Genomic DNA, 25,343 nt, shown 5'->3' with positions numbered 1-25,343 from the left:
TAAACAAGTCATGTGCCATATAGTCATTACAGGGACACAACCCAGGAGGAAAAGATGAAGAAAACTGCGTTAATCGCTGTGCTGGGCCTGAGTGCCGTACTGAGCGCAGCCAGTGCTCAACAGGTCAGAGTCGGGATTGCATTCGATGCAGGCGGAAAGTTCGACCACTCTTTTAACGAGTCTGCCTGGAACGGTGCCAAGCGCGCCGAGAAAGACTTCAAAATCCTGCTCAAGGATTTCGAACCCTCCGATCCCAGCCAGGTGGTCAGCGGCATCCGTTCTTTCGCCCAGAACGGCTTTGACCTGACCCTCGCCATCGGCTTTGCCAACAATGCTTCTGTCACCACCGTCGCCAAGGAGAACAGTGACCTGGCTTTCGGTCTCATTGATGACGTTTCCGAAGCCAAAAACGTCCAGAGCGTCACCTTCAAGGAGCACGAAGGTTCTTACCTCGTGGGCTACATTGCAGGTCTGACCTCTTCCACGGGCGTGGTGGGCTTCATCGGCGGGATGGACATCCCCCTGATCCACAAGTTCGAAGCTGGCTTCACCGCCGGTGTGAAAGCTGCCAACCCCAAAGCCAAAGTGGTTGCACAATATGTCGGCACCACCCCTCAGGCCTGGAATGATCCTGCCAAAGCCAAGGAAATTGCTGGCACCATGAAGGCCCGTGGCACCGACATCATCTACGCCGCCGCTGGTGCTTCCGGCAACGGTCTGATCGACTTCGTGAAGACCACCCAGTGCATCAAGAAGAGCCAGCTGCCCAAAGGCGTGACCTTCAAGAGCGACCTCTTCAAGAACGTGCCCAAGGCCGACAGCTACAAAGCCAAGTGCACTGGCGACAGCCGCCCCATGTTCTTCATTGGTGTGGACTCCGACCAGACCCGCTTCGGTGACACCGACAGCAACTCCAAGACCCTCAACCACGGTCTGACCAGCATGATGAAGCGTGTGGACAACGCCGTGTACTCCATCATCAAGGGCGTGGTGAACAACACCTTCAAAGGTGGCGCTGTGAGCCTCGGTCTGAAAGAAGGCGGCGTGGGTTACGCGGTCAGCGACTACAACCGCGCACTGCTGCCCCAGAGCATCATCGCCAAGGTGGAAGCTGCCAAGAAAAACATCGTCTCCGGAAAAGTCAAGGTTCCTGAGAAATAAACCTGGTTGCATCAGAAGCACCCTCCTCCGGGAGGGTGTTTTTTTCTCAGAAAGCTGTCTTGCTGTTCAGACCAGCAGGCACCCTGAAATCCCTAAAATGAACCCATGAAACTGTCCCAGCTCAGGGCCCTGCTTGCCGTGGCAGACACCGGCAGTTTTTCAGAAGCTGCCATGCAACTGGGGCTATCACAATCTTCAGTGAGTGAGTCCATCACTGCTCTGGAAAAACACCTGAATGTCAGCCTGCTCTTACGTGGCAGGGCTGGAGCCCGCCTGACCTCTGCCGGAGAACAGGTGGTGGTGCATGCCCGCACGGCCCTGCGGGCCATCAGCAGCATCGAAGAGGAAGTGGTCCTGCTGCAGGGCAAAATCGAAGGCACCCTGAACATCTCCACGTTCCGCAGCATCGCCAGTCACGTTGTGCCCAGAATCATGCAGCGGGTGCGACAGGACCACCCTGGCCTTCACATCCAGCTGATCGAGAGCCAGATCTGTGATGTTCCCCACCTGCTGCAACCCCTTGATGATGGACGGGCCGATCTGGCTTTCGTTCCCCAGGCCAGGACCGAAAACCACCTGAGCTGGAAGTTGCTGGATGACCCCTATGATGCGCTGGTTCCTGCAGGCAGCATCCAGAGGGAGGTGGTCACCCTGCAGGACCTGACCCGGCAACCCCTGATGGTCTGGAAAGAAGGCGACTGTGCCGAGCGCATTGCTGGATACCTGAAAAAGCACCAGCTGAATCCGCCCGAAATCATCCGGGTGCAAGATGACTTCACCATGTACAATCTGGTGGCCCAGAACCTGGGGATGTGTCTGGCTCCCAGACTGACCCTGGATTATGTTCCTCATGGTGCCGAGATCCTGCCCCTGCAAGAACCCCTCAACCGTGAGATCTGTCTGGCTGTGCGCCCTGGGGGGTTGCGCATTCCTGCAGTGCGGTATTTCATCCAGCAGCTCAAAAAGCTGCTTCCAGCCAGTGGCCTTCCTGACCTGGACGTGCAGCAGACCCCTGTGAATCCCTCCTGAAAATCACCCTGGAATCCACACGGCTTTCGGAACGTCTTTCAGGAAGTCCTGCACCTGCTCCAGGTCTGGTTTGGGTGTCATTCCAGGATCAAGGATGCCTGTGAATTCAGCCTCATAATGGTCTCCCCTGCGGTGAATGCGGTACTTCCCGGTGCAATTGGGGCAGCAGACCACGTCCCCATCCCTGTCGTTTCTGGACAGGGCCAGGGTCGGACCACAGGCAGGGCAGTCCACCATCAGGCGGCCCTCTGCACTGTGACCCAGGATGTGGTCCAGGGTGCCTTTGTGCCCCAGTCCCGTGAAGATGGGGGTGAGCTCAGGATCGAACTGGGTTCCCGTTCCTGCATCCAGAATGGAGAGGGCTTTTTCCATGCCCATCCCTTTGCGGTAAGGCCGGGAACTGGTCATGGCATCAAAAGCGTCCGCAATGGCCACAATTCTGGCGTAAAGGTGGGTGTCCTCTCCCCTTTTGCCGTGAGGGTAGCCCGTGCCATCATGACGCTCGTGGTGCTCTTCAATCATGGGGCGCACAAGGTCTGCCAGCGGGTGGTCGGACATGGAACTGACCCCCACCACCGGATGCTGACGCATCTTCATGAATTCCTCGTCCGTGAGTTTGTCGGGTTTGTTGAGGATGGCATCGGGAATGGCAATCTTGCCCAGATCGTGAATCATCCCACCGAGGGCAATCAGGAACACCTCGTCATGGCTCAGGTTGAGGGCCTGGGCCAGTTTCACCGCGTACTGGCTCACCCTCCAGGTGTGACCTCCAGTGTAGGAATCCCGCGCTTCAATCAGGGTGGCCAGGGTCAGCACGGACTTCAGCAGTGGCTCATCGATCAGCATGATTTTCATGTGTTCCCCCTCAGGATGATTTCAGTTTAGCGGGAATGGCGTCAAAGGGGCGTGAAAAAGCAGAAGGCCAAAGGCAGAAGGCAGAAGGCCGCTTGAGCTTTTGCTCTGGCTTTTGCCTGCTCCTGATACTGACAGAGGACATCCAGGGCAGCATGAATCGAAAAGGGCCGTTTGTTATGCAGCGTCATCACCTGGAGCAATGCTGTGTGTTGGTGATGGAAGCTGTGACCCAATAGAAGACTGCAGTCAACACGTTTTGGCCTTCTGCTTTCTGCCTTTGGCCTTCTGCCATTGTTCGCATTGTTCCTTGTCTAGACCCATCAAAAGGCAGTAGTATGGGCCCATGACGCAGGCCAAACCAACTGCCATCGAGCTCAGGGGCATCACCAAACGCTTTCCCCTGGTGCTGGCCAATGACAACATCAACCTCAAGGTGAAGTGGGGCAGCATTCATGCGCTGGTGGGTGAAAACGGCGCGGGGAAAAGCACCCTCATGAAGATCCTTTACGGGATGCAGCCCCCCACCAGTGGCGAAATCTGGGTGAATGGCCAGCAGGTGCATTTCCATGACCCCAAGGACGCCATTGCGCAGGGCATCGGGATGGTGCACCAGCACTTCATGCTGGTGGAACCCCTCACCGTGACCGAGAATGTGATTCTGGGGATGGAACCCACCCAGGGCACCAGCATCAACTACGGAGCTGCACGCAAGCGGGTCAAGGAGCTGATTGACCAGTTCAAATTTGATCTGAATCCAGATGCAAAGATTGAAGACCTCCCTGTCGGCCTGCAACAGAAGGTGGAGATCTTAAAAACCCTGTACCGTGGGGCCAAAATCCTGATTCTGGACGAACCCACTGCAGTTCTGACCCCCAATGAGACACGTGAACTGTTCTCCTTCCTGAAGAACAATTACATTGCGCAAGGAAACAGCGTGATTTTCATTTCCCACAAATTGCACGAGGTTCTGGAACTCTGCGATGAGATCAGCGTGATCCGTGACGGCAAGATGATCGGGTCCATCGATGCGAGTGACGCCACCGAAATCAAAATCGCCCGCATGATGGTGGGCCGTGACGTGGTGCTCAGTGTGGAGAAAGCCCCACCACAGCCCAAAGAGATCGCTCTGGAACTGCAAAATGTTGTTGTGCAGGGAGGCCATAAAAAGCCCATCGTGAACAACGTGAGCTTCTCGGTGCGGGCCGGTGAGATTGTGGGCATTGCCGGGATCGAGGGGAACGGCCAGAGCCAGCTTGTGGAGGCCATCACGGGCCTGATGCACATCAATGGTGGGCGCATCCTGTACCAGGGCAAGGACCTTCCCCGGGCCAATGCCGCCAGGGTCAGCCTTGCCGGGGTCTCACACATTCCAGAGGACCGCAACGAGCGGGGTCTGGTGGTGGACATGACCACCGCCGAGAACATGATTCTGGGGCAGCACACCCGTGCACCCTTCGCCGGGTTCCTGGGTCTGCTGGACCTCGAAAAGATCGAGCAGGTGGCCCGTGAGCGCAGTGACAAGTTCGATGTGCGTCCCAGAAGCACCAGCCTGCTGGCGAGCCAGTACTCCGGGGGGAATGCCCAGAAGATCATTGTGGCCCGTGAGATGGCCAAGAGCCCGAAAATCCTGATTGCCAGTCAGCCGACCCGTGGGGTGGACATTGGGGCCATTGAGTTCATCCACAAGCAGATTGTGGCGGCCAGGGACCAGGGCCTGGCGGTGCTGCTGGTCAGTGCAGACCTCACCGAGGTCATGAACCTCTCAGACCGCATTCTGGTGATGTTTGAAGGGGAAATCGTGGGCGAGGTGGACGCCGAGAAAGCCACCCAGGAGCAGCTCGGCCTGATGATGGCCGGGGTCAGGAACGCCCCTCCCATTCCAGATCAGGGCTTGCAGGGAAGTGCTGCGGTGCCTTCGGGCAGCCCCAACTCCAGTGCTCCTGAAGTGGACCGGGACAGTGGTGGTGCAGTTGCGGGGTCAAGCCTGAACAAACCCGTCCAGAATCCTGATCAGGACTGAAGCTGAACCCCTGATTGCCCTGCAGATGATGCAGGGCAATTTTTCATGTGGTCAGGGTTTCAAGGATGCTCTGGTATGCCCTCTCCAGCTGCTCTGGGGTGATGCAGTAAGGGGGCAGCAAGTAGATGGTGTTTCCCAGAGGGCGCAACAGCAGACCTTCCTCCAGAAAAGCTTGCCTCAGGTTCAGGCTGCTCTGGGAGCCATAAGCACCTGACCCCTGCCATTCGAAAGCCAGAATGGTGCCCTGCACTCTGGGGTTCATCATGCCAGGGCGTTGCTGCAAAGTCTGCAAAAAACCATGGTGCTGCTGCTCGATGCGCCTGATGTTCACCAGGGTTTCTGCAGAGGTCAGCAGGTCCAGGGAGGCCAGGGCCGCTGCACAGGACAGTGGGTTGGCAGTGTAGGAGTGCCCGTGTGCAAAAGCCATCTGGAAGCTTTCCCCTTCAAATTGCCTGAACACCTGCTCGATGGTGAGGGTCGCACCCATGGGCATGAAACCTCCGGTGATGCCTTTGGAGAGGCACAGGAAATCGGGAAGAATTTCTGTGTGCTGAAAAGCAAAGAGCGTTCCAGTGCGGTAGAACCCGGTCATCACCTCATCCAGGATCACCAGACATCCGGCCTGATGGACCTGATCACAGACCACCTCCAGAAAGGTGGGAGGGTACATGCGCATCCCTGAAGCTCCTTGCACCAGGGGTTCCAGAATCACTGCTGCCAGGTGGTCTCCGTGCTCTTGCAGATACGTCTGGAGCCATTGCAGGGTGTGATCGGGGTCATGTGGGAAAGGCATCACATCCACCTCAAAAAGCAGGTGCTGGAAAGGCCCGTAAAATCCAGAGCTGTGCCCGACCGCCATCGCCCCGAAGGTGTCTCCGTGGTATCCGCCTTCCAGGGCCAGCAGCCTCTTTCTGGGAACACCTGCGTTCTGGAAGAACTGCAGGGCCATCTTGAGGGCGACTTCCACACTGGTGGACCCGTTGTCGGAAAAAAACATGCGGTCCAGGCCAGTGAGGCTGCAGAGCCTTTCTGCCAGCTTTTCGGCAGGAGCATGGGAGAACCCGGCAAAAATCACATGTTCCAGGGTGCGTGCCTGCTCTGCAATGGCCTGTGCAATGTGAGGGTGAGCATGACCATGCAAATTCACCCACCAGGACGAAATCAGGTCCAGGAGGGGTGGTCCCTCCTCGGGATACAGCACAGCCCCTTCTCCGCGCATGATCCTGATGGACTCCGGTGCCGTGCGGGTCTGGGTGAAGGGGGGCCAGATGAATTCAGAAGCCATGCATCTCTCCTGCAATTTTTTGCAGGGCCTGCGGGGTCACCTCTGGCAGCCAGGGCATCTGGAACAGCACCTTTTTCTTTCCATGGTGTTCTATCGCTTCCAGACTGATGGGGTCTGGCTCTCCCACATGCACCACCCCATGCACCTGACATCCAACCATTCTGAGGGCCTGCAGGGTCAGCAAAGTGTGGTTGATGGTGCCCAGTCGGGTGGAAGCCACCACCACCACCGGAAGCCCGATCTGCTGGATCAGGTCGAGCATCAGGTGCCTGTCGTTCAGGGGGACCATGACCCCTCCTGCTCCCTCCACCACCAGAGGTCTCCGAGAGGGCACCTGAATGCCGCTGGGGTCAATCGAAGCTCCTGCATTGCGTGCTGCAGCATGTGGAGACAGTGGATCAGGGAAGTGATGGACAGGGGGAAAAGCAAAGGCTCCACTGAGGGCCTGCACAGTGCCTGTGTCCGAATCTGGTCCGGTCTGGATGGGCTTGAAATAACTGGCCTGCAATTTCAGGCACAGTGCGGCACTGACCACCGTTTTTCCAATTCCTGTGTCTGTTCCCGTGACAAAATAACCTTTCATTTTTGAACCTTTCCATAAAACACCTGATAGGTGACTGGAACCCCTTCAGGGTAACGGGAGCCGTAAATGCGGATGGCTTCGCGCATGACGTGGGCTGGCAGCTGAACATCTGAGCCTGCCGCTCCTGTGCGTTGAATGGCCTTCAGTGCTTGAAATGCATCTGGGTACAACAGGGTATGGGTTTCTGTGAAGCACCTCAGATCTGACCAGTTCTGCCACCGAGCAATGCTGAGAAGTCCCTGATGTGCTGGAGCCGCCAGACCATGCCTCTTGCAGCTTTCCCTGACGCATTCGTTCCATTCTTGCAGTGTGCCCTCAACATAAACGGAAAACGCCAGTGTTCCTCCTGGCCTGAGAAACTGCTGGTAACGTTTGAGGTCCTTGATCGGATGGGAAAACCACTGCGCAGCAGAGCTGCTCACAATCAGGTCCTGAGGACCTTCTGGACGGTACTGCTCTGCACAGGTCTGAATCAGGTTGACCTGTGAACTCCATGGCCTGCGCCTCACCTGTTCCAGCATGGCTTCACTAGGATCAAGCAGGGTCATGTGGGCTGTGGGATGCTTCTGGAGTACAAGGTCACTGAAATGTCCTGTTCCGCAACCCAGTTCCAGAATCTCCCTGATCTGGGCTGAAGACGGCAGGCATTCCAGGAGCCTGTGCGCCACCCGCTTTTGAACCGTGGCGTGGTCTTCATAGGTGTGGGCATGGCGAGAGAAAGCCTCGATGGCATTCATCTGAACCTCATGATCAGGGAAGCAAGCATTTCAGGGTGGGTCAGCATGGGAAGGTGACCTGCTTCTGGAATGTCGGTTCTGGACAGGTGCGCAGGAGGTTTGACCAGTGGGTCCTTCTCTCCATGAATCCACAGCAGTTCAGGGAGAGGTTCAAGGGTTTGCTCCGTGTCCCTCAGCACTTCAAGGCCTGCGATCAGGGTATCAGTGGGCCAGGCATCGAGTTCCTGTCGGGTCGGTGCTGGAGCTCCAATGTGCTGTCTGAAGGCATTGAGAACACGCTCAGGATCTTGATGGAGCTGCCGGATCATCTGGTTCAGCACCCGTTCTGGCCAGACATCGGTAAAACGCAGTGTGCCTGCAACCACCACCAGTCTGGGAATCCAGGGACAGCCCAGAGCAAGGGTGGCCCCAAGGGACCATGCGACAACCAGATCCGGCGCAAGGTCCCTGATGGTGTCTGAAACCTTCTGCTGCATTTCCTGTGCTGTTTTGCACCCCTGATAGGAAATGGGGTGATGTGTAAATTCGGGCAGGAGGTCCTGAAGGGGTTTCCACACTTCTGGGGTGAAAGACCAGCCATGCAACCAGAGGATGGACATCATGCTTTGCCCCTCAGGACAGTCCACATCTGCACCACTGTCTCTGCTGCCCAATGGAGGTCTTGTGGTGTGTGGGCAGCAGAGAGTGAGAACCGGATTCTGGCTGTGCCTCTGGGAACCGTCGGAGGTCGGATGGGTACGGCAGCAATGCCTGCCTGCTGCAAAAGTTGACCCAGTTGAACGGCCTGTGCATTGGAACCCACGATCAGAGGGACAATCTGGCTGCTGGACTGCCCTGTGTCCAGTCCATGTTGCCTGAGGTGTTCTCTGAACATTCGGGCATGCTGGTGCAACTGCTCCCGTTCTATTTGCATGTTCAGAGAGGCTTTCACATTCAGATGAGCCCTTGCCATCACACTGGGAGGCAGGGCCGTGGTGAACATCCAGCTGCGAGCCGTTTGCATCAGGTACTGGATCAGCACCCTGTCTCCTGCAATGTAGGCACCGTGGGCACCGTAGGCTTTTCCCAGGGTGCCCATCAGGATGTCCACATGCCTGTGCAGGCCATGATGATGGGCCAGCCCTGCCCCATTAGGCCCATAGACCCCAGCAGAATGGGCTTCGTCCAGCATCAGGTAGGCACCGTACTCTTGTTTCAATCGCACCACTTCCGGCAAGGGAGCCTCTGTGCCATCCATGCTGAAAACTGCATCCGTGATGATCCAGCGTCTGCCCTGACAGGAGGTGCTTCTCAGGGCCTCTTCGAGAAAGTCCATGTCCCGGTGGGGATAGCGCACCAGTCTGGCCCCACTCAGCCGAATGCCATCGATCAGGCTGGCATGGTTGAGGCGGTCACTGAACACCACATCGTGCCTGGACACCAGTGCAGCCAGGGTGCCTGTGTTGGCTGCATATCCACTCCCGAAAACCACTGCATCCTCTGTGCCTTTGAGCTGCGACAGCAGGGTTTCAAGGTGCGGGTAGATGGGATGGTTGCCCACCACCAGCCTGGAAGCAGTACTGGCATGGCAGTGCAGTGCGTCTTCCACCACTGGATCATCTGGGACGAAAGCTGCTCTGGAGAGCCCCAGATAATCATTGGAAGCCAGATCGAGCATCTGCTGGCCTGCCCGTTCAATCCAGCCTGGACGTTTGCCGGGTCTGGTGGGGGTCAGGCTGCGCAGAAGCTGTTCATCCTGCAACTGTTGCAATGCGTTTTTCAGGTGATTCCACCTGTTGTGTAAACTTTCCATCAATAACAAGGTTAACATGGACTGTAAAGTCTCACACTTTTCTGGCCTAACATACAGTCAGCCGCCCAGATTCAAAAACCGGAAATCCAGAGACAGAACCCGATTCCAAACTTGCACCAGAGGTGAAAAATGTACAAATGGCTGTTGCTCAGTGCCGCTTTGCTGATGGTCTCCCAGGCCCCGCAGGTCAGTGCCCAGAGCATTGTCCCCCGGCCCATCCTGACCGTGCACACCCAGGCGCAGGAAAGCCCGGTGCAGCTCAGAACGGTTCAGGTGAACGCGGACCTCAGTGGTCCTTTTGCACGCACTGAAATCGAATTGACCTTTTACAACCCGAACCGCCGCGTGCTGGAAGGCGAACTGGAGTTCCCCCTGCTCGAAGGCCAGACCGTGACGGGTTTCGCCCTGGATTTTGAGGGCCAGTGGCGGGAAGCGGTGGCCGTCGAAAAACAAAGAGCTCAACAGGTGTTCGAAGACGTGACAAGGCAGAATGTGGACCCCGCCCTGCTGCAGGTCACAAAAGGCAACAATTACAAGGTCAGGGTGTACCCTCTGCCAGCACAGGGCATTCGAAAGGTGAAACTGGTGGTCTCCGAACGCCTCACCAGCCTGAATGGAGAAAGCATCTACCGCCTGCCTCTGGCCTACACAGAGCTTTCCCGACTGCGGGTCAACCTCGTTGCGAATGCACCTGATGCAGAACTTCGCGTGCCAGAGGACCTGGAAGATGTGGAACTGAAACCCAGAGGCCAGGACGCGCAGAAACTGCAACTGGACCGGGTGAATTTCACCGGAAGTGGCATGCTGGAAGTGGTGATGCCTCCCCTGGATGGGATGCAATCCTTCACACAGAACCTCAATGGCCACAGGTACTTCATGACCGTGGTTCCCAAACCCCAGGTGGAGGCGCAGCGCCAGAAACCCTCCAGGGTGGAACTCCTGTGGGACAGTTCCCTCTCTGGGCGCAAAAGGGATCATGACCGGGAATTTGACCTGCTGGAGGGGTACTTCAGGACCTTCCCGGACATCACGGTCCGTCTGGTGCGGTTCCGAAATGTGGCAGAGGGCGCAGAAACCTTCGAGGTCAAAGGCGGAAACTGGTCTGCCCTGCGCAAAGCCCTGGAAAACACAGTGTATGACGGTGGAACAAACTTTGAAGCCCTGAATTGCCTGCAGGACTGCCCTGCTGTCTCCGAGCGCCTGATCTTTACCGATGGCCTGGACAACATGACCTCCGCAATGATCCAGACCTCTGATGTGCCCACCTATACGCTGTCCTCTGCCCAGAGCAGTGACCCGGTGCGCCTGCACCATCTGGCAGGAAGCTCTGGCAAGGGCATCAACCTGACCCGCCTCAGTTCTGAACAGGCCCTTCAGGAACTGCTGACCGGCAAACAGGTGCTGGAGAACCTGACCACCAGAGGAGCAAAAGAAGTGGTGGTCCATGAAGATGCCGATGCCTGGGTGGTGGCAGGACAGTTCACAGAAAACACTGCAGTGCTGCAGTTTCAGGTGAATGGGACCTCCCAGACCCTCAGGGTGAATGCTGGAGAAACCCGCAGTCCACAGGTGGCGAAACTCTGGGCAAGCTGGAAGGTGGAAAACCTGCGCGGCGAGGAGCGCTTCAATGAGGCCGCCATCCGCAGGCTGGGCAAGCAGTTCAATCTGGTCACCCCCCAGACCTCCCTGATTGTGCTGGACAGCGTGCGGGATTATGTGCGGTATGAAGTTGAACCCCCTGCTGAACTTCTGGCAGAGTACCAGATGCTGCACAAGGAGCAGAACAACACCACAATCCTGCAGAAGCAGAACCACCAGAATCAGGTGCTGGCCCTGCTGCAAGACTACGAGAACTGGTGGCTGAAGGATTTCCCCAAAGGCAAACCGCAAGCACCCGAAGCGCCGAAGAAGACAGGAGGGCCTGTGAATCCATCACCCTCTGCCTATTTCGATGCTGTGAATGACACCAGTGCACTGGAAGAAGCAGGTGTAGCAGTAGACATGGCTCCCACTGCCAATGCCCTGGCAGCCCCTGTTGTCAGGCCCAATGCATCTGAACCTGCCGAGGTCGCCGCAAATGCACCTTCAGGTGGTACACCCAATTCTGGCAACCAGATCAGCATCCAGCTCAAGAAATGGACGGCAGATGCCCCCTACATTCGCAGGATGCAGGAAGCCAAACCCGAAGACCTGTACCGCATCTATCTGGACGAGCGGCCCAGTTATGAGAACAGCACAGCATTCTACCTGGATGTGGCAGACCAGCTTTTTGACCACAAGCTGGACGACCTTGCATTGCGGGTTCTGAGCAACCTGTCGGAACTGGAACTGGAGAACCGCTCCATTCTGCGGATTCAGGCCTACCGTTACCTCCAGGCGGGGTATCCTGAACTGGCCATCCCACTGCTCGAGGACGTGGTCAAACTGGCCCCATATGAGCCGCAGAGCTTCCGGGATCTGGGACTGGCTCACGCACAGGCCAACAACCCCCAGAAGGCCATTGAGAACCTGTATCAGGTGGTGGAGCGCACCTGGGATGCCCGCTTCAGTGAGGTGGAACTGATTGCCCTCAATGAACTGAATGCCATTTTGCACTCGTCTGACCAGAAGCTGGACACCAGCTTCATGGACAGCCGCCTGAAAAAAGACCTTCCGGTGGATTTGCGGGTGGTGCTCACCTGGGATGCCGACAACACCGACATGGACCTGTGGATCACCGATCCGAACGGCGAACGGGTGTTTTACGGGCACCGCCTGAGTTATCAGGGGGGCAGGATCTCCAGAGACATGACCGGAGGCTATGGACCTGAGGAATTCACCCTGAAAAGCGCCAAACCGGGCAAATACATCATCCAGGCGGATTATTACGGCAACCGACAGCAGGTGATTGCCGGAGCAGTGACGCTGCAGGCCAAACTGATCACTCACTTTGGCACGAAAGAGCAAAAAGAACAGCTCATCACGCTGAGGCTCAAAGACCAGAAGGAAAATGTCTTTGTGGGCGAATTTGAAGTGAAATGAGCATCAGAAAAGCCCCGGAGGACTTCTCCGGGGCTTTTGCATGAAGCGTTCACTGCTGACCCAGATGCTCCTGGGCGTACCTGGAGGCGAGGTCCGGCCTGCCCGCTTCGATGAGGGCTTTGTCCCGGATGCGGCAGGAATCACACACCCCACAAGGCTCGGTTCCCCCCTGGTAGCAGGACCAGGTCTGGTCGATGGGCACACCAAGTTCCAGGGCTTTTTTCACGATGTCCACCTTGGTCATCAGCACCAGTGGCGCTTTCAGTTTTGCACCTCTACCTTCCAGGCCAGCTTTGGTGGCAAGGTCTGCCAGGTTCTGGAAAGCCTCCAGATACTCCGGGCGGCAGTCGGGGTAACCGGAGTAATCCACGGCATTGATCCCCAGGTACAGGGCTTCTGCATCGATGGCTTCTGCCAGAGACAGACCAATCGAGATGAACACCGTGTTGCGGCCAGGAACGTAGGTGGGTGGGATGACTCCATCTTCGGTCCCTGATGTCGGCACATCAATGGACTCGTCGGTGAGGGCACTGCCCCCCCACTGGGAGATGTTCACATCCACCACGAAATGCTTCAGGCCGAAGTGGTTTGCGATCTTCTGGGCCTGTTCGAGTTCGATGGTGTGACGCTGCCCGTACCGGAAGGACAGGGCGGTCACCTCATATCCATCTTCATGTTTGGCAATGGCAGCGGTGGTGCTGGAATCCAGACCACCTGAGAGCAGCACAACAGCTTTGCGGGTCATGTTTCTCCTTACACCCCCAGTTCAGGGTTGCCCCCGAGGGGAATTTGCCTTTTGTCGCTGTGGGGGTCCAGATCGTCGGCACGGTAAGCTTTGTGCATCTGGTACCCGGCACGCAGTCTGGGGTTTTCTTTCACGGCCTGGGTGATGGCGTTCAGGACCGTCATGTCTTTTTCGCGGGCTTTTGACCACTCAGGATGCAGCCAGATCACTGCATCATCTGGCAGACCTTCCAGCACCTTCAGACCTGCCTGAATGTCTGAGAGGTCATGCACAATGATTTTCACCTCATCGGTGAGTTCCACCACTTCCCTCAGGGGAGGCATGCCAAATGGCTTGGGCGAGAGGGTCACCCAGTCAATGCCCCCTTTGAGTGGAGCGATTCCACTGGTTTCCAGGTGCACCCTGCGTCCTGCAGCATGAAGCCTTTCCACCAGTTCGGTGAGATCAAAAAGGATGGGTTCTCCTCCGGTGACCACCACGACCGCACCATCAGGGCTCTCCTGAACCACAAAGTCTGCAAGCTCCTGGGCAGAATACAGGCCCACCTGAGGAGGACGATACTCCGGGTGCCAGGTGCCTGCACTGTCACACCAGAAGCACTTCTGGGGACAGCCATACAGACGGATGAAGTATGCTGCCCTGCCCAGATGGACCCCTTCCCCCTGCCAGGTGTAAAAGCGCTCATAGACCGGATACTTCATCTGGCCTCACTCCCAGTATTCACAGTAGGACTCAGGGGTCTCCCACAGGGTGACTTTCAACTTCAGGTCGCTGCCATCGTCCCCTTCTGGAAGGTTTTCCCGGATGCGCTCCAGGGTCTTGCGGTAGAGGTGCTGCACGATCACCTCAGCGGTGGTGTCGTCTCCCAGCAGGTCGTTGAGGTAGGCGTGGTCCAGGCCACCTTTTTCCACATCTTTTTTGGCCCACTTGAGGGTTTTGAAATCCGCGACCATGATGCCGCGTTTTACGTGCGCACTCGGGCGCAATTTCTCAGACTGCAGTTCCATTTTCACCCGGTAGGTGTGGCCATGCAGCCTTCCACATGGACCGTCGTAACCGACGATCACATGGGCACTGTCAAACGTGAACTCCGTAACCAGCTTCCAAGGCATACCCAAAGAGTGTATACGATGTGCATGCAGCAGAGTGTGCATCCGTCTCAGGTGTGCCCCAAAGGGTTCCAGCAATCCACTCCCAGCAGGGCCATCCCAGAGCATTTTATTACAGATGAGAAAGGTAAAGACACTGAAACATCTCATTTGTAACGAAATCACTCTCATCTGATTGCCTTACCAGACAACAAAATTCTAAAATGAGATCAGAGAAATGTACAACATTAATGAAACGAAATTGTAAACACATGAAGCCAAACTTATGGCATCCTGAAGGCATATGCGTCACCACGTCTGGCTCTCTGCTCTGCTTCTTCTTGTGGTCAGCTGCGCACAGCAACCTGCCCCCACTTCTGAAACCCCGTCTGAATTCAACCCTGAAGCCCTCTCTTTTGGTGCTGCCGTCTGGACGTACACGGATCTGGTGGGTCAGTCCAAGGCCAGAACCACCTTCTACAACTTCGCTGCCAGTCACCCCATCAACAACATCTACCTGGAAGCCGAATACAACGTGCACAACCGTCCTGCCCAGCTTGCTGCATTCATTCAGGATGCTGTGGGCCGCAAGTTCAAAGTCGAGTTGCTGACCGGACACCCCGAGTGGGCCCTGACCGGATCACAATACAAAGCTGTGGCCTTTGCCAGAAAAGCAGCAGAGTTTGTCAACACTTACCCTGCAGTCAAAGGCACCGCCCTGCATCTGGATGTGGAACCTTACCTGCTCCCAGAATGGTCTGCCAACACCCAGGGCGTGGCCAGCCAGTACCTCGACATGCTGGATCAGGTGAAATCCACCCTGGGCACCACCCTGCCTCTCAGTGTGGACATCCCTTGCTGGTTCGATGAAATTCAGGTGGCCCGCAATGGCCAGATCCGCCCCCTGTCCGAGTGGATCATCTCGGCTGTGGACACCACCGTCCTGATGGACTACCGGGACACCACGCAGGGCATCATCAACAGTGGTTACAGCGAAATCCTGTTTGCTGGAGCTGTTGGCAAAAAAGTGGTCCTTGGGGTCAACACCAAGAACGAAAACGGCCTGAGCCCGGCCAGCACCACCTTCTACGAAGAAGGAACCCGCAAGATGGAGAGCATCCTGACGCAGGTCAACACCACCATGAAAACGCACAGTGGCTATGGTGGCCTGGCAGTCTTCACCTACGAGGATTACAGCAAACTCAGGAAATGACCGATCAAAGAAAAGCAGCCCAGGTTTGAATCTGGGCTGCTTTTGGGTTTGCTTTCAGACCTTCGCTTTGATGCCCAGCCTTCCTCCGATGTCCCGGCGCATCTGGGCGCCTTCGAACCGAATCTGGTCGGCCACCTGATAGGCCCGGGTGACGGCTTCCGTGAGGTCCTGACCTGTTGCCTGAACGGCCAGAACACGGCCCCCACTGGAAACGAGCTGTCCATCCTGCAGCGTTGTTCCAGCATGAAAAATGATGGCGTGCTCAGGAACGTCTGGCAACTGGATTGGAATGCCCCTGGTGCTGCTGGCAGGATATCCAGGAGAAGCCAGAATCACCAGGGCACTGGCCTGTTCACTGAACCGCACAAGATCCGGGGTCAGGGAGCCGTCCACACAGGCTTCCAGAATGGTGAGCAGGTCGCTTTCCAGCAGGGGAAGAATGCACTCCGTTTCTGGGTCCCCAAAACGTGAGTTGAATTCCACCACTTTGGGTCCCTGTGCCGTGAGCATCAGGCCCGGATAGATGACCCCCTGATAGGGCAATCCTTCCTGTTGCATGCCTGCCATCAGGCGATCCAGGATTTCGGACTGGATGCGGTCTTTCTGTTCATTGGTGAGGGGAAAAGGCGCAATCACACCCATGCCACCCGTCATGGGACCCACATCACCGTCATGAATGGTTTTGTGGTCCTGGCTGGGGAGCATCATGACAGCTGTTTTACCGTCGCAAAAGGCCATGATGGAAACTTCCATGCCCTGCATGAACTCCTCAATGACCACCTCGGCCCCACTGGGACGGTCAAAAATGGCGTCCAGTGCAGAAAGTGCCTCTTCAACCGTCTGGGCCACAGTGACACCCTTGCCCAGAGCAAGAGCAGAGTCTTTGACCACAATGGGCGCACCCTGTTCACGCACGTAAGCTTTCGCAGCCTCCAGATCAGTGAAGCTCTGGTAAGCGGCAGTGGGAATGTTGTACTTTGCCATGATTTCTTTGGAGTAGCGCTTGGACCATTCGAGCCTGGCTGCCGCCTTCACTGGACCAAAAGCGCGGATGCCCACCTGTTGCAGGGCATCGATCATGCCATCTGCAAGCTGGTTGTCCGGCCCAACCACCACAAAATCCACGTGGTTCTCTTTTGCATACTGAGCAACGGTTTCAGGTTCCAGACCCATCCTGATGCACTCTGCATCCTCTGCAATGCCAGCATTGCCCGGGATGCACAGCAGCTGTTCAATTCGGGACGATTTCTTCAGGGCTTTGACGATGGCATGTTCGCGGCCACCACTTCCCACCACCAGGACTTTCATGGTTGTCTCCTTCAGGGTTGTGTACAGGTTTGGTGTCTCTGTGAAAATGAATTCAGGGGTCAGAAAGTGGTGCGGTCCCATTCCTGGGCTGTTTCAGAGAGGGTTTCTTCGAAAGCCTCACGCAGGTTCAGGGCTGCAGCCCGTTCCAGCAGACGGTCCCGGCTGTCCCACTTTGCACGCCGCTCTTCGAGGGGCTCTAAACCCAGAAATCCCAGGCGCAGTTCATCGGCACTGCGGGCCAGAGCGATCTCAGGGCTGGATTTCAGCAGCAAAGCATCCAGGACCTGCTCTGGCTTTTCCCAGTCCCTGAGAATGCGGGCCACCCGCACAGCATGCTGCTTCTGGGCCACACTCCAGTTCTGTGCTTTCCAGGTGTCCAGGACCTGACCGAAAGCCGGGCCAAATTCTGCCTCACCCTCAGAGAGGTTCGGGACCGGAAAAGCCAGACCGGACAGCCAGAGCCGCACAGCCTGAGGGTAGGCTTCATGCTCTGCGGGCTGGATGCGGGCTGCCAGCGTTTCAGCAGTGTCCTCAGACAGCACGGGGACAGCTTTCTGGAGGATGGGGTCTCCTCCATCCAGCACGTTGTCCACAAAATGCACTGTGCAGCCAGAACGGGACACTCCAGCATCCAGGGCCTGCTGCTGGGGATGAAGACCCGGAAAATCCGGGAGCAGGCTGGGGTGAATGTTGATGATGCGGCCCCGCCAGTGTTCCACAAAAGCATCGCTGGAAATGCGCATGAAACCGGCCAGCACCACCAGATCGATCTGGCGCTCCAGCATGAGTTCCTGGGCCTGGCGTTCGAATTCCTCCCGGCCATTTTTCTTCCAGGGAATGTAAACCGCCTCGACTCCGGCCTGTTTTGCACGTTCCAGAGCGAAAGCCTCTTTTTTGTTGCTGATCACCAGGGTGATGGTCGCCCGGGAATCCTTGTGGGGAAACCAGCCCAGCAGGGTCTGCAGGTTGGTTCCACTTCCCGAAGCAAAGACAGCGATACGTTTCATCAGGCGAATTGTAGCATGATGCACCAGTGGTCCCTCAGGCCGGGTTAGTCATTGCTCAGGCTCTGCAGGTCTCCGCTCCCGGCTTCCCAACCCCATCCGAAATCTGTACACTGTTACTTGCCAAATGAAAAGCAAGCTGGATGACCTCGACACCCGAATTTTGCAAGAACTGCAGCAGGACGCCCGCCTCAGCATGCGTGAACTGGGCAGGCGCATTGGACTCTCAGCACCCGCAACTGCAGAGCGGGTGAACCGCCTGGAAGATGCCGGGGTGATCGTCGGGTACGCGGCACGTGTGCTTCCCCAGAACCTGGGACGCAAAGTGATGGCCTTCATTGGTGTGCAGGACAGCGGCCAGAAAGATCCCATCCTGATCGACTGGGCCAGAAGGCGCGATGGGGTGCTGGAGTGCTACTCCGTGACCGGAGAAAACTCCTGCATGCTCAGGGTGGCTGTGGAAAACATCAGTGAACTGGAGAAGGTGCTGGCAGAACTCATTGAGATGGGGTTCACCTGCCAGACCAGCATTGTGCTGTCCAACCCGATTGCCTTCAAAGAAGTGACACCCAAAGCTTGACACTCACAACGGCTCAAGCCGTTGGATGCTCGGTGAACGCTTGCGGCAACCCGCTACGTGAACCACCGAAGGCTCTGCCCGAGCCAAAATGTTTCGTGCGGCATTCACGTCAGCATGCTGCTCGTGACCACACTGAACACATTTAAACTTCGCTTGAGAGACCCGGTTTTCCTTGCAGGCATGACCACACCGATGGCATGTCTGTGAGGTGAATCGTGGATCAATGCGAACAACCTTTCTCCCGGCACATTCTGCCTTGGTAGAGAGGATCTGGAAAAACTGGGACCACCCAACATCATGAATACTGCGAGCCAGATTCCCGCGCTTCATACCACTGACATTCAAGTCTTCGTGAGCAATCAGGTCGTTTTCTCGAATAAGCTTGTTGGCCACTTTGTGGTGAAAGTCGAGCCTTTGTCTTGAGATTTTACGGTGAATCTTGGCGACCCTTTGAATGGCCTTCTTCCTGCGCTTGCTCTGCTTGTTGAGCTTGCGAGAAACGGCGCGTTGTGCCACCCGCAGCCTTTGGGATGCCCGCTGGAAGTATCGAGGATTTTCAACAAATTCCCCAGCAGAGGTGATGGCAAACCAGGTGGTCCCCACATCCAAACCTACTGAATTTCCTGTTGGAGGGAGGGGTTCTGCCTGGATTTCACACACGTAACTGACATACCATTCTCCGCAATCATGGAGGATGGTCGCCGTCTTCACCTTGCCCTCCAAAGGACGACTGAGACGAATTCGGATGTTTCCAATCTTGCTGAAATTGGCTGTACGTCCATCATCAGACAGCGAAAACCCGGATTGTGGATAGGTCAGAGAGTTATAACGACCACGGCCCTGGTACCTTGGGAATCCTGGTTTTTCACCTGCTTTTACTCTCCGGAAAAAAGCCTGATGTGCCTTGTCCACACGCTTTAGAACATCTTGCAGCACCTGGCTGTAGACACCTTTGTACTCAGGCAACGCTGCTTTGATTTCTCCCAGCATGTTGGCCTGGTCGTAATAGTTGCGAGTGACTCTGGCTTTTTTGTATGCCCCGATGCGTTCTTGCAGTGCAGCATTATACAAATTCCGACAAAGGTCCAACTGGTTGAACAACTCCTGTTCTTGGGTTTTGGTGGGGCAAAGTCGGTAGCGAAAGGCTTTGAGCATCAGGCATCCCGTGTCTTCTGAGAAGCGATGTACTTTTCGACCATTTTGCTGCTGATGACACCAGCCGTTGAGACAAAAAAAGAGCGGGTCCAGAGGGCAGGCAATGTGTTCAGGTGTGGATATTCTCTTCTCAGAACACGCGAGGTGTACCCCTTGAGGGCATGCATGATCTGGTTTGGAGCCACGTCGGGTTTGGCAGACAGGAACAGGTGAACATGGTCCGGCATGACTTCCAAGGCAAGAATGTCCCACTTGCATTCAGCACACTTCTCGGTCAGGAGTTCCTTAAGGCGAGTTTCGACGGGGCCAACCAGCACTTTTCTACGACGTTTGGGAATGAAGACAAAGTGATAGTTCAGCAAGTAGACCGACGTATTGAAGTGTTTGTACTGGTCAGCCATGCAGATAGACTAACACAGGAAGCGTGTTATTGTCAGCAGTCTACTTACACATGCAAGCACCGCTACTCTGTGGGTGGTCTGGGTTCTGCATCCAACCCCTGAAGGGGTTGGATGCAGAACCCAGACCCGTTTTTATAAAAGCAGTTGCCCTTCACACATTGTTTTGGGGTTTTCCATGAACGTTCTTTGAGGTTTTTGTTTCAGAACTCTGGGACTGCCTTTTTAGAATGAGAAAATGCACTCACGCCTGTTTCGTCATTTCTGGATCATTCCTGCCAGCACCCTGGTGCTGTTTCTGACGGTAGCCCACCTGTGCCTGTATCTGGACCAGGTTCGCAACTTTTCGGCCAGCATGATGCTCTGGCATGTGCAGTCCCTGACAGGTGCCCATGATCTGGTGTATGCCGTGGCTGCATCCATGTACACTTTTGTGGCCAGTACCTTCACCATCAGCATTGCAGCCCTGTCCTTTGCTTCCCGCGACATGGGCCCGAGGCTTCTGGAAGACTTCACCCAGGACTGGAGGAGCCAGTTGACGCTCGGGGTGCTGCTGGGCACGTTTGGCTTCAACCTGTGGACCATTGCGGCCATCCAGAGCACCCCTGCCACCGATCCTGTCCCTCTGCTCACGGTCAATGTCGCAGTGCTGCTGGCCTACCTGAGTGCGGGTTTCCTGATCATGTTCATCTACCTGATGACGCAGGCCATGAACATCACTGCACTGGTGAACCGTCTGGGACGAACACTGCATGAAACCATCATGGATGTCTCGGACACCCTGCCTCCCATGACGTGCCCAGATCCATCCATCGAGAACCCAACGTACATCTATGCCACTGGCGCAGGCAACCTGCACGAGATCCGTGTTGAAGCACTGGTCAAGCATCTGCAGAGAAACGACGCTGTCTTGAAGTTGCGAATCCGTCCGGGACAGTATGCCTTTCCGGGGATGGTCATTGCAGAATGCAGCAAACCCCTCGACCTGAAGCCCTTTGTGCGCTTCAGTGATTTCCGCAAAACCGAACATGATCCTGAGTTCGCTGTCAGGCAGATCAACGAAATTGCAGTGAGAAGCATGGAGTCAGGGCTCAAAGATCCTTTTACGGTGATCACCTGCATGGACCGGATGGGCAGCGGTCTGTGTTTGCTTCGCAAGCGTTACCTCAGAAGTGGTGTTCATCTGGATGCACAGGGCAACGTGCGCCTGATTCAGCCCATGGTGACGTTCGGTGGCCTCATTGATGAAATGTTCCACCTGATCCGCCAGTTCGGCTCGAAATCCCCAGCGATCACCATTCGGATGCTGGAGGTGCTTGCGGTGGTGATGGAGGTGCTGGATGAACCCGAATACCAGGAACATGTCCTGCGCCATGCCCGCATGGTCTGGGAAGCTGGTAAAGCAAACCTCAGCAGCCCTGAAGACGAGCAGGACCTGAAGAGAAGGTACCAGGCAGTGTTGAGGCATTACAGAGGTCAGGGCAGTGCTCCAACCACACAGGCAACAGGACAGAAAGCCTGAAAGCCTGCTGCCCTGTTCTGGCTCCTGCGTTTACTTTTTCTCGATGGGTTTGGCGTTCTGGACCCGCATGGCGAATTTCATCAGGCGGGGGAACCTGTTCCAGCGTTTGCGGTCGCCCAGGATGCGGTACGCCCATTCCACTTTCATTTTCTGGGTCCATTCCGGAGCACGTTCCACCGTTCCCGAGAGCACATCAAGGGTGCCACCTGCACCAATCATGATGGGCACTTTCAGGCGGTTGCGGTGCCGGTGATTGAATTTCTCCTGCCGCCCGGCACCCAGTGAGGTGATCAGGAGGTGTGGGTAAGCAGCACGGATCTTTTCAGCCAGTTTGAGGTCCTCGTTGCCATCGTCCTTGAAGTAACCGTGATCGAAGCCTGCAATCTGCACACCATATTTCTCGGATGAATTCCTGGCAGCAAGTTCAGCAATTCCAGGTTTTCCACCCAGGAAGAACACCCGCAGGTTCGCCCCCTGGCGTTCCATCAATCGGGTGACAATGTCGATGCCAGAGGCCCGGCCAGGCAAATCCACATCCAGCATCTTTTTGACCGCCCAGACAATGCCCACACCGTCTGCACTGACCAGATCTGCGGCACGGATCACCTGTGCGAGTTCGGCATCTTCCTCTTCTGCCTGAATGACAATTTCGGGGTTGAGGGTGATGACCGTATGGGGATCAAAGGAGCCCATCCAGCCCTCAAGTCTTTCCACCACACCCTCGAGATCAAGGGGATCAACGGGAAAATTGAACAGGGACAGTCTCTGCATCATTGGAACCTGTAAACGGGGGTTTCTTCGTGGTGAATCACTTCCAGCAACTTCGGCACCCTATCAGTTTGCGAAATCAGGCTGGAAACTGCAATGTCCTCGTACAGCCTGAGTTTCTGCAATTGCTGCCCTGTTGAAGATTGAACCAGAGCCTCCTGCACATCAGGAAAAGCACGCACCAGGGCCATCGCCATGCGGGCAGCATCCAGAAGCTGCACCTCTTTCATTTTTTCGATGCGTCGGGCCAGGAATCCGGCACAAACAGTGTCTTCGAGGGTTTCATTGCCGTCATGTCCGGTGCAAACAATGGCGATTTCTTCGGTGGCGAGTTCCACAGCGGTTTTCACCACAGCACGGGCATTGTAAAAGCTGCCCAGCAGCACATGCTTCGCTCCTTGAAGGTTGCGCACCGCCTGGGGTGTGCTCTGGGCCATGTACATGACGTCCCGCTCCAGACTCAGGTTGCGAAGCTCTGCAGGACTGGCCGGGTAATTGCTGCCCTCGATGGGCACGCCATCCCGCTCCCCAACCAGCAACAGGTTGTTTTCCTGGGCATACAGACGGGCGGTTTTCAGACTGGGCGTGAGGTAGATGTGTTGTGCCCCGGCCTCCAGCAGAATGGGGGCATTGGTGGTGCCCCTGAGGACATCCACCAGGATCACCACATCCGGGTAGGAGCCTCTGGGCAGAAGATCAACTTTTAAGCGCATGAGACCTCCAAGACGCACCCTCCATTGCACAAAATTGGGCAACAGTTCAGGGATGAAGGGTGACGTTCCGCAGTGATTTTAGCACAGGCATCAGGTGACACACGTCCAGGCGGTAGGGCAAGCAACAGAGGCGTGAAAACTCTACATCACACCTCAGGGTTAGGGTCCAGGAGATTGGAAACCCCTCCACAGCAAAAGGACGAGCACACGGCCCGCCCTTGCAAAACCCACCCCTGATTTTAAGATTGCACCTGCACGGTTGGAGACCGCTCGACCCTGGGACCTTCCGGGGTCCACACCAGAGGCAGGATGTACAGTTGCCTGCGGGTGCGGTCATCATCCCAGGCGTGGAAAACAATCCCGTCGCTGCCATCATGGGTGACAATCACCGAGTTGTGACCAGGCCCGGTGAGCCCGGTCAGGTGGGTGTTGAGGATGCTGGCGTGGTTGTGGGGCTCCACCCAGGGACCCAGGGGATGCTCTGCCACAGCGTAATTCACTCCGTAGGTGTCGTTGATCCAGGCCCCTCCGGAGTAGAAGCAGTAATATTTGCCATTGCGTCGGACCACGAAAGGGCCTTCCAGGGTGTGCCAGTCAAAGGTTCTTCCGTACATCTCACGGTCACGCTGGTAGATCTGCCAGTCCTGGCTTGCCCGCAGGACCACCTGGGGGTTGCCTTCCAGTTCGGTCATGCTTTTTAAACGGTCCACCACCAGTGCGGTGCCCACCCGTTCACCGTCCAGAAAGTCTCTGGCATAGTAGAGGTACCACTGTCCGTCCTCGTCCTGAAAGGGGCTGGGGTCAATGGCAAAGGGCTCATTGGGGACCATGCGAATGTCCTGGTCCTGGTAGGGACCTTCCGGTCGGTCCGATACCGCAACCCTCAGGTGGTGGCCCTTGTCGCCATGCCCGACACTGTAATACATGTAGAACTTGCCATTGTGGTGGGCCACTTCAGGGGCCCAGTAGTCTCCTTCTTCAAAGCCTGCCACCGGGAGGAGGGCTCCCCCTAAAGATTCCCACTTCTGCAGGTCTGGAGAGGTGAGGACTTCAAACGCCATGCCTTCCCGGGCACTGCGGCCTGTTCCGAAAGCGTAATAGCGGTCCTGGTGTTTCAGGATGAAGGGGTCAGCGAAATAGTCTGGATACAGCGGATTGAGAGAGGTCATGCTCGGCTCCTGTCAGCAGAATGAGATCCTGCAGAGGGGATGGGGGACAAGGGAATGAAAGACATCGGAAAGGAGAAGATTCAGGCGTGTTCGGGAGTGCGATGCTGCCATACGGTGGGTCTGGGAAGACCCTGCACATCCTGGGTGGGCCATGTGGGGTCCAGGGTCAGGACTTCCAGCGTGGAGTCAGGGTGCATCAGGATGGTGTCTTCGAGCTTGGCTCCGCGCAGACTGGGGTTCCAGGCAAAAGCCTGGGTGCCCTGCAGGGTGTAGGCATCCCCGGGAGTCGCCACCCGTTCACGACAGCCATATCCGGTCAGGCCTCCCTGATGGTGTTCCTGAATGGCATGCGCCTCTCTGTGCGAAGCATATGCATTGAGAACGGTCTGGTACAGGTGCCCCATGGTGCTTGCAGGTCGAGTTTCTGCGAGGAGAGCAGCTTCGATTTGCTGGAGTTTCTGGTGTTTTTCTAGCTGCGCATCGGTCAGAGGCCCAAAGGCCACAAAGCGGGTCAGGCTCACCCAGAGGCCCCCTTTGCGGGCACAGAAGGACATCATGGCCTGCCTCCCCAGAACGTCATCATTTGGAGGCAGGTGACGGTACAACTGCAGTCGCCTCTCCCCTGCCACCTGAATCAGGCCCACATCCAGGCCACGGTCCCTGAGCGCAAGTGCCCCCAGACCGGACAGCTGGTTTTCGGTGTGTTCGGGTCTGGCTTTCAACATCGCTTCGGTCATGGCCTGTGCACCGAGGCGGCCCAGTTCCCGGTAGCGCTCAATGTCAAAAGCAGTCAGCTGATGCCGGACCAGATACAGGCTTTCAGGCAGGGGCAATTCACCCGGAGCAGGACGGTCACTGAGGATTTGCCCCTCTCCGATCAGGCCCTGCACAAACTGCTGTGCCTGCTGGGGCGCAGTCCAGGGCACAGCATGCATGCGGGTGCCTTCAGGGAGCTCTTCATCCCGAATTCTGGGGGCCTCAATTTCGTCGGTCAGGACAATGTATTCCGTGGGAGTGACCAGAACTTCAGCCACCCCGCCTTCCACGGTTTGCAGCACTGCACTGGAGCCCCCGGCGGTGATCCAGCCAAACCATTCGATGCCTCTGAAACGCACTGCGGCAGCACCTGTCTGCTGCAGGACTTCCCGGACCTTCTGGGTTTTGAGCTGGATGTCTTCAAGGCGCTCGTTCATTTGA

At 56.4% G+C, this 25,343-nt stretch carries 24 protein-coding genes; 7 read left to right on the top strand and 17 right to left on the bottom strand.

The features are described 5' to 3' along the window. The first annotated feature begins 54 nt into the window (after nt 1-54). Both DC3_RS08290 and DC3_RS08285 read left to right on the top strand, forming a co-directional pair. The gene (locus DC3_RS08290) at nt 55-1,161 is read left to right on the top strand and encodes a BMP family lipoprotein (protein ID WP_146883883.1); all 1,107 of its coding nucleotides are present in this window, start codon (nt 55-57) and stop codon (nt 1,159-1,161) included. 105 nt (nt 1,162-1,266) lie between these two features. Beyond that, a complete protein-coding gene (locus DC3_RS08285; RefSeq protein WP_146883882.1) occupies nt 1,267-2,190 on the top strand; it encodes a LysR family transcriptional regulator in 924 nt (307 codons plus the stop codon). Nucleotides 2,191-2,193: 3 nt separating this feature from the next. On the opposite strand, the gene DC3_RS08280 is transcribed toward DC3_RS08285, so the two are convergent. Continuing rightward, on the bottom strand, nt 2,194-3,045 hold the full coding sequence (locus DC3_RS08280) for an HD-GYP domain-containing protein (protein ID WP_146883881.1): 852 nt from the start codon (nt 3,043-3,045) through the stop codon (nt 2,194-2,196). Nucleotides 3,046-3,388: 343 nt separating this feature from the next. Here DC3_RS08280 and DC3_RS08275 point away from each other — a divergent pair, with 343 nt between their 5' ends. Beyond that, nucleotides 3,389-5,065: an ABC transporter ATP-binding protein gene (locus DC3_RS08275; protein ID WP_146883880.1), complete on the top strand. Its 1,677-nt coding sequence runs from the start codon at nt 3,389-3,391 to the stop codon at nt 5,063-5,065. Between the two features lie 43 nt (nt 5,066-5,108). On the opposite strand, the gene bioA is transcribed toward DC3_RS08275, so the two are convergent. From bioA to DC3_RS08250, 5 genes are read right to left on the bottom strand one after another with little or no spacing between them, the layout of a single operon-like run. Next, complete coding sequence (gene bioA, locus DC3_RS08270; RefSeq protein WP_146883879.1) at nt 5,109-6,350, bottom strand: adenosylmethionine--8-amino-7-oxononanoate transaminase; 1,242 nt, start codon at nt 6,348-6,350, stop codon at nt 5,109-5,111. Next, nucleotides 6,340-6,933, bottom strand: a complete 594-nt coding sequence (gene bioD / locus DC3_RS08265) for a dethiobiotin synthase (RefSeq protein ID WP_146883878.1) — start codon at nt 6,931-6,933, stop codon at nt 6,340-6,342. The genes bioA and bioD overlap by 11 nt, the downstream gene beginning before the upstream one ends. Then, entirely contained in the window at nt 6,930-7,670 is a 741-nt protein-coding gene (locus tag DC3_RS08260) for a methyltransferase domain-containing protein (protein ID WP_146883877.1), read from the bottom strand. Before DC3_RS08260 ends, bioD begins: the two co-directional genes overlap by 4 nt. Continuing rightward, a complete protein-coding gene (locus tag DC3_RS08255) occupies nt 7,667-8,272 on the bottom strand; it encodes an alpha/beta fold hydrolase (protein WP_146883876.1) in 606 nt (201 codons plus the stop codon). Before DC3_RS08255 ends, DC3_RS08260 begins: the two co-directional genes overlap by 4 nt. Then, the gene (locus DC3_RS08250) at nt 8,269-9,462 is read right to left on the bottom strand and encodes an aminotransferase class I/II-fold pyridoxal phosphate-dependent enzyme (protein ID WP_222594724.1); all 1,194 of its coding nucleotides are present in this window, start codon (nt 9,460-9,462) and stop codon (nt 8,269-8,271) included. The genes DC3_RS08255 and DC3_RS08250 overlap by 4 nt, the downstream gene beginning before the upstream one ends. A gap of 129 nt (nt 9,463-9,591) precedes the next feature. On the opposite strand from DC3_RS08250, the gene DC3_RS08245 reads away from it, so the two are divergent. Then, nucleotides 9,592-12,483: a DUF2135 domain-containing protein gene (locus DC3_RS08245; protein ID WP_146883875.1), complete on the top strand. Its 2,892-nt coding sequence runs from the start codon at nt 9,592-9,594 to the stop codon at nt 12,481-12,483. 49 nt (nt 12,484-12,532) lie between these two features. Here the strand turns inward: DC3_RS08245 and queC are convergent, their stop codons facing one another. From queC to DC3_RS08230, 3 genes are read right to left on the bottom strand one after another with little or no spacing between them, the layout of a single operon-like run. Next, on the bottom strand, nt 12,533-13,228 hold the full coding sequence (gene queC / locus DC3_RS08240) for a 7-cyano-7-deazaguanine synthase QueC (RefSeq protein ID WP_146883874.1): 696 nt from the start codon (nt 13,226-13,228) through the stop codon (nt 12,533-12,535). A gap of 8 nt (nt 13,229-13,236) precedes the next feature. Further along, the gene (locus tag DC3_RS08235) at nt 13,237-13,929 is read right to left on the bottom strand and encodes a 7-carboxy-7-deazaguanine synthase QueE (protein WP_146883873.1); all 693 of its coding nucleotides are present in this window, start codon (nt 13,927-13,929) and stop codon (nt 13,237-13,239) included. Between the two features lie 6 nt (nt 13,930-13,935). Then, entirely contained in the window at nt 13,936-14,340 is a 405-nt protein-coding gene (locus DC3_RS08230; protein WP_146883872.1) for a 6-pyruvoyl trahydropterin synthase family protein, read from the bottom strand. 280 nt (nt 14,341-14,620) lie between these two features. Between DC3_RS08230 and DC3_RS08225 the strand changes: the two genes are divergently transcribed. Next, nucleotides 14,621-15,529 (top strand): hypothetical protein, encoded by a 909-nt coding sequence (locus DC3_RS08225; protein ID WP_146883871.1) that lies wholly within the window; start codon nt 14,621-14,623, stop codon nt 15,527-15,529. A gap of 54 nt (nt 15,530-15,583) precedes the next feature. Here the strand turns inward: DC3_RS08225 and purD are convergent, their stop codons facing one another. Beyond that, nucleotides 15,584-16,837: a phosphoribosylamine--glycine ligase gene (gene purD, locus DC3_RS08220; protein WP_146883870.1), complete on the bottom strand. Its 1,254-nt coding sequence runs from the start codon at nt 16,835-16,837 to the stop codon at nt 15,584-15,586. 59 nt (nt 16,838-16,896) lie between these two features. After that, nucleotides 16,897-17,844 carry a phosphoribosylglycinamide formyltransferase gene (gene purN / locus DC3_RS08215; RefSeq protein WP_146883869.1) on the bottom strand — a complete coding sequence of 316 codons (948 nt, stop codon included), beginning with the start codon at nt 17,842-17,844 and terminating at the stop codon, nt 16,897-16,899. Between the two features lie 124 nt (nt 17,845-17,968). On the opposite strand from purN, the gene DC3_RS08210 reads away from it, so the two are divergent. After that, a complete protein-coding gene (locus tag DC3_RS08210) occupies nt 17,969-18,421 on the top strand; it encodes an Lrp/AsnC family transcriptional regulator (RefSeq protein ID WP_146883868.1) in 453 nt (150 codons plus the stop codon). 3 nt (nt 18,422-18,424) lie between these two features. Here the strand turns inward: DC3_RS08210 and DC3_RS08205 are convergent, their stop codons facing one another. Both DC3_RS08205 and tnpA read right to left on the bottom strand, forming a co-directional pair. Beyond that, the gene (locus DC3_RS08205; protein ID WP_146883867.1) at nt 18,425-19,576 is read right to left on the bottom strand and encodes an RNA-guided endonuclease InsQ/TnpB family protein; all 1,152 of its coding nucleotides are present in this window, start codon (nt 19,574-19,576) and stop codon (nt 18,425-18,427) included. Continuing rightward, nucleotides 19,576-19,977, bottom strand: coding sequence for an IS200/IS605 family transposase (tnpA, locus tag DC3_RS08200; protein WP_146883866.1), 402 nt, complete (start codon nt 19,975-19,977; stop codon nt 19,576-19,578). The genes DC3_RS08205 and tnpA overlap by 1 nt, the downstream gene beginning before the upstream one ends. Nucleotides 19,978-20,212: 235 nt before the next feature. Between tnpA and DC3_RS08195 the strand changes: the two genes are divergently transcribed. Continuing rightward, entirely contained in the window at nt 20,213-21,496 is a 1,284-nt protein-coding gene (locus DC3_RS08195) for a DUF2254 domain-containing protein (RefSeq protein WP_146883865.1), read from the top strand. Nucleotides 21,497-21,526: 30 nt separating this feature from the next. Here the strand turns inward: DC3_RS08195 and DC3_RS08190 are convergent, their stop codons facing one another. The 4 genes from DC3_RS08190 to DC3_RS08175 all read right to left on the bottom strand — a co-directional run bounded on the left by DC3_RS08190 (nt 21,527) and on the right by DC3_RS08175 (nt 25,339). Continuing rightward, nucleotides 21,527-22,270 carry a WecB/TagA/CpsF family glycosyltransferase gene (locus DC3_RS08190; RefSeq protein ID WP_146883864.1) on the bottom strand — a complete coding sequence of 248 codons (744 nt, stop codon included), beginning with the start codon at nt 22,268-22,270 and terminating at the stop codon, nt 21,527-21,529. Then, nucleotides 22,267-22,977, bottom strand: a complete 711-nt coding sequence (locus tag DC3_RS08185; RefSeq protein WP_146883863.1) for a 2-phosphosulfolactate phosphatase — start codon at nt 22,975-22,977, stop codon at nt 22,267-22,269. The genes DC3_RS08190 and DC3_RS08185 overlap by 4 nt, the downstream gene beginning before the upstream one ends. A 239-nt stretch (nt 22,978-23,216) precedes the next feature. Next, entirely contained in the window at nt 23,217-24,146 is a 930-nt protein-coding gene (locus DC3_RS08180; RefSeq protein WP_146883862.1) for a glycoside hydrolase family 43 protein, read from the bottom strand. A gap of 80 nt (nt 24,147-24,226) precedes the next feature. Continuing rightward, on the bottom strand, nt 24,227-25,339 hold the full coding sequence (locus DC3_RS08175; RefSeq protein ID WP_146883861.1) for a M24 family metallopeptidase: 1,113 nt from the start codon (nt 25,337-25,339) through the stop codon (nt 24,227-24,229). Nucleotides 25,340-25,343: the final 4 nt, after the last annotated feature.

Source organism: Deinococcus cellulosilyticus NBRC 106333 = KACC 11606, assembly GCF_007990775.1.
In the GTDB taxonomy this organism is placed as follows: Bacteria; Deinococcota; Deinococci; order Deinococcales; family Deinococcaceae; genus Deinococcus_C; species Deinococcus_C cellulosilyticus.
The sequence above is the reverse complement of the archived record's forward strand: the minus strand, read 5'-3'. Positions and strand labels throughout refer to the sequence as shown.

Coding starts and splice junctions, on each gene's coding strand:
- DC3_RS08185 (WP_146883863.1), bottom strand. CDS start 22,977: ATGCGCTTAAAAGTTGATCTTCTGCCCAGAGGCTCCTACCCGGATGTG.
- purD (WP_146883870.1), bottom strand. CDS start 16,837: ATGAAAGTCCTGGTGGTGGGAAGTGGTGGCCGCGAACATGCCATCGTC.
- DC3_RS08205 (WP_146883867.1), bottom strand. CDS start 19,576: ATGCTCAAAGCCTTTCGCTACCGACTTTGCCCCACCAAAACCCAAGAA.
- DC3_RS08260 (WP_146883877.1), bottom strand. CDS start 7,670: ATGAATGCCATCGAGGCTTTCTCTCGCCATGCCCACACCTATGAAGAC.
- bioA (WP_146883879.1), bottom strand. CDS start 6,350: ATGGCTTCTGAATTCATCTGGCCCCCCTTCACCCAGACCCGCACGGCA.
- DC3_RS08290 (WP_146883883.1), top strand. CDS start 55: ATGAAGAAAACTGCGTTAATCGCTGTGCTGGGCCTGAGTGCCGTACTG.
- purN (WP_146883869.1), bottom strand. CDS start 17,844: ATGAAACGTATCGCTGTCTTTGCTTCGGGAAGTGGAACCAACCTGCAG.
- DC3_RS08195 (WP_146883865.1), top strand. CDS start 20,213: ATGCACTCACGCCTGTTTCGTCATTTCTGGATCATTCCTGCCAGCACC.
- DC3_RS08255 (WP_146883876.1), bottom strand. CDS start 8,272: ATGATGTCCATCCTCTGGTTGCATGGCTGGTCTTTCACCCCAGAAGTG.
- DC3_RS08175 (WP_146883861.1), bottom strand. CDS start 25,339: ATGAACGAGCGCCTTGAAGACATCCAGCTCAAAACCCAGAAGGTCCGG.
- queC (WP_146883874.1), bottom strand. CDS start 13,228: ATGACCCGCAAAGCTGTTGTGCTGCTCTCAGGTGGTCTGGATTCCAGC.
- DC3_RS08235 (WP_146883873.1), bottom strand. CDS start 13,929: ATGAAGTATCCGGTCTATGAGCGCTTTTACACCTGGCAGGGGGAAGGG.
- DC3_RS08285 (WP_146883882.1), top strand. CDS start 1,267: ATGAAACTGTCCCAGCTCAGGGCCCTGCTTGCCGTGGCAGACACCGGC.
- DC3_RS08250 (WP_222594724.1), bottom strand. CDS start 9,462: ATGGAAAGTTTACACAACAGGTGGAATCACCTGAAAAACGCATTGCAA.
- DC3_RS08245 (WP_146883875.1), top strand. CDS start 9,592: ATGTACAAATGGCTGTTGCTCAGTGCCGCTTTGCTGATGGTCTCCCAG.
- DC3_RS08190 (WP_146883864.1), bottom strand. CDS start 22,270: ATGATGCAGAGACTGTCCCTGTTCAATTTTCCCGTTGATCCCCTTGAT.
- DC3_RS08210 (WP_146883868.1), top strand. CDS start 17,969: ATGAAAAGCAAGCTGGATGACCTCGACACCCGAATTTTGCAAGAACTG.
- DC3_RS08230 (WP_146883872.1), bottom strand. CDS start 14,340: ATGCCTTGGAAGCTGGTTACGGAGTTCACGTTTGACAGTGCCCATGTG.
- tnpA (WP_146883866.1), bottom strand. CDS start 19,977: ATGGCTGACCAGTACAAACACTTCAATACGTCGGTCTACTTGCTGAAC.
- DC3_RS08275 (WP_146883880.1), top strand. CDS start 3,389: ATGACGCAGGCCAAACCAACTGCCATCGAGCTCAGGGGCATCACCAAA.
- DC3_RS08225 (WP_146883871.1), top strand. CDS start 14,621: ATGCGTCACCACGTCTGGCTCTCTGCTCTGCTTCTTCTTGTGGTCAGC.
- DC3_RS08280 (WP_146883881.1), bottom strand. CDS start 3,045: ATGAAAATCATGCTGATCGATGAGCCACTGCTGAAGTCCGTGCTGACC.
- bioD (WP_146883878.1), bottom strand. CDS start 6,933: ATGAAAGGTTATTTTGTCACGGGAACAGACACAGGAATTGGAAAAACG.
- DC3_RS08180 (WP_146883862.1), bottom strand. CDS start 24,146: ATGACCTCTCTCAATCCGCTGTATCCAGACTATTTCGCTGACCCCTTC.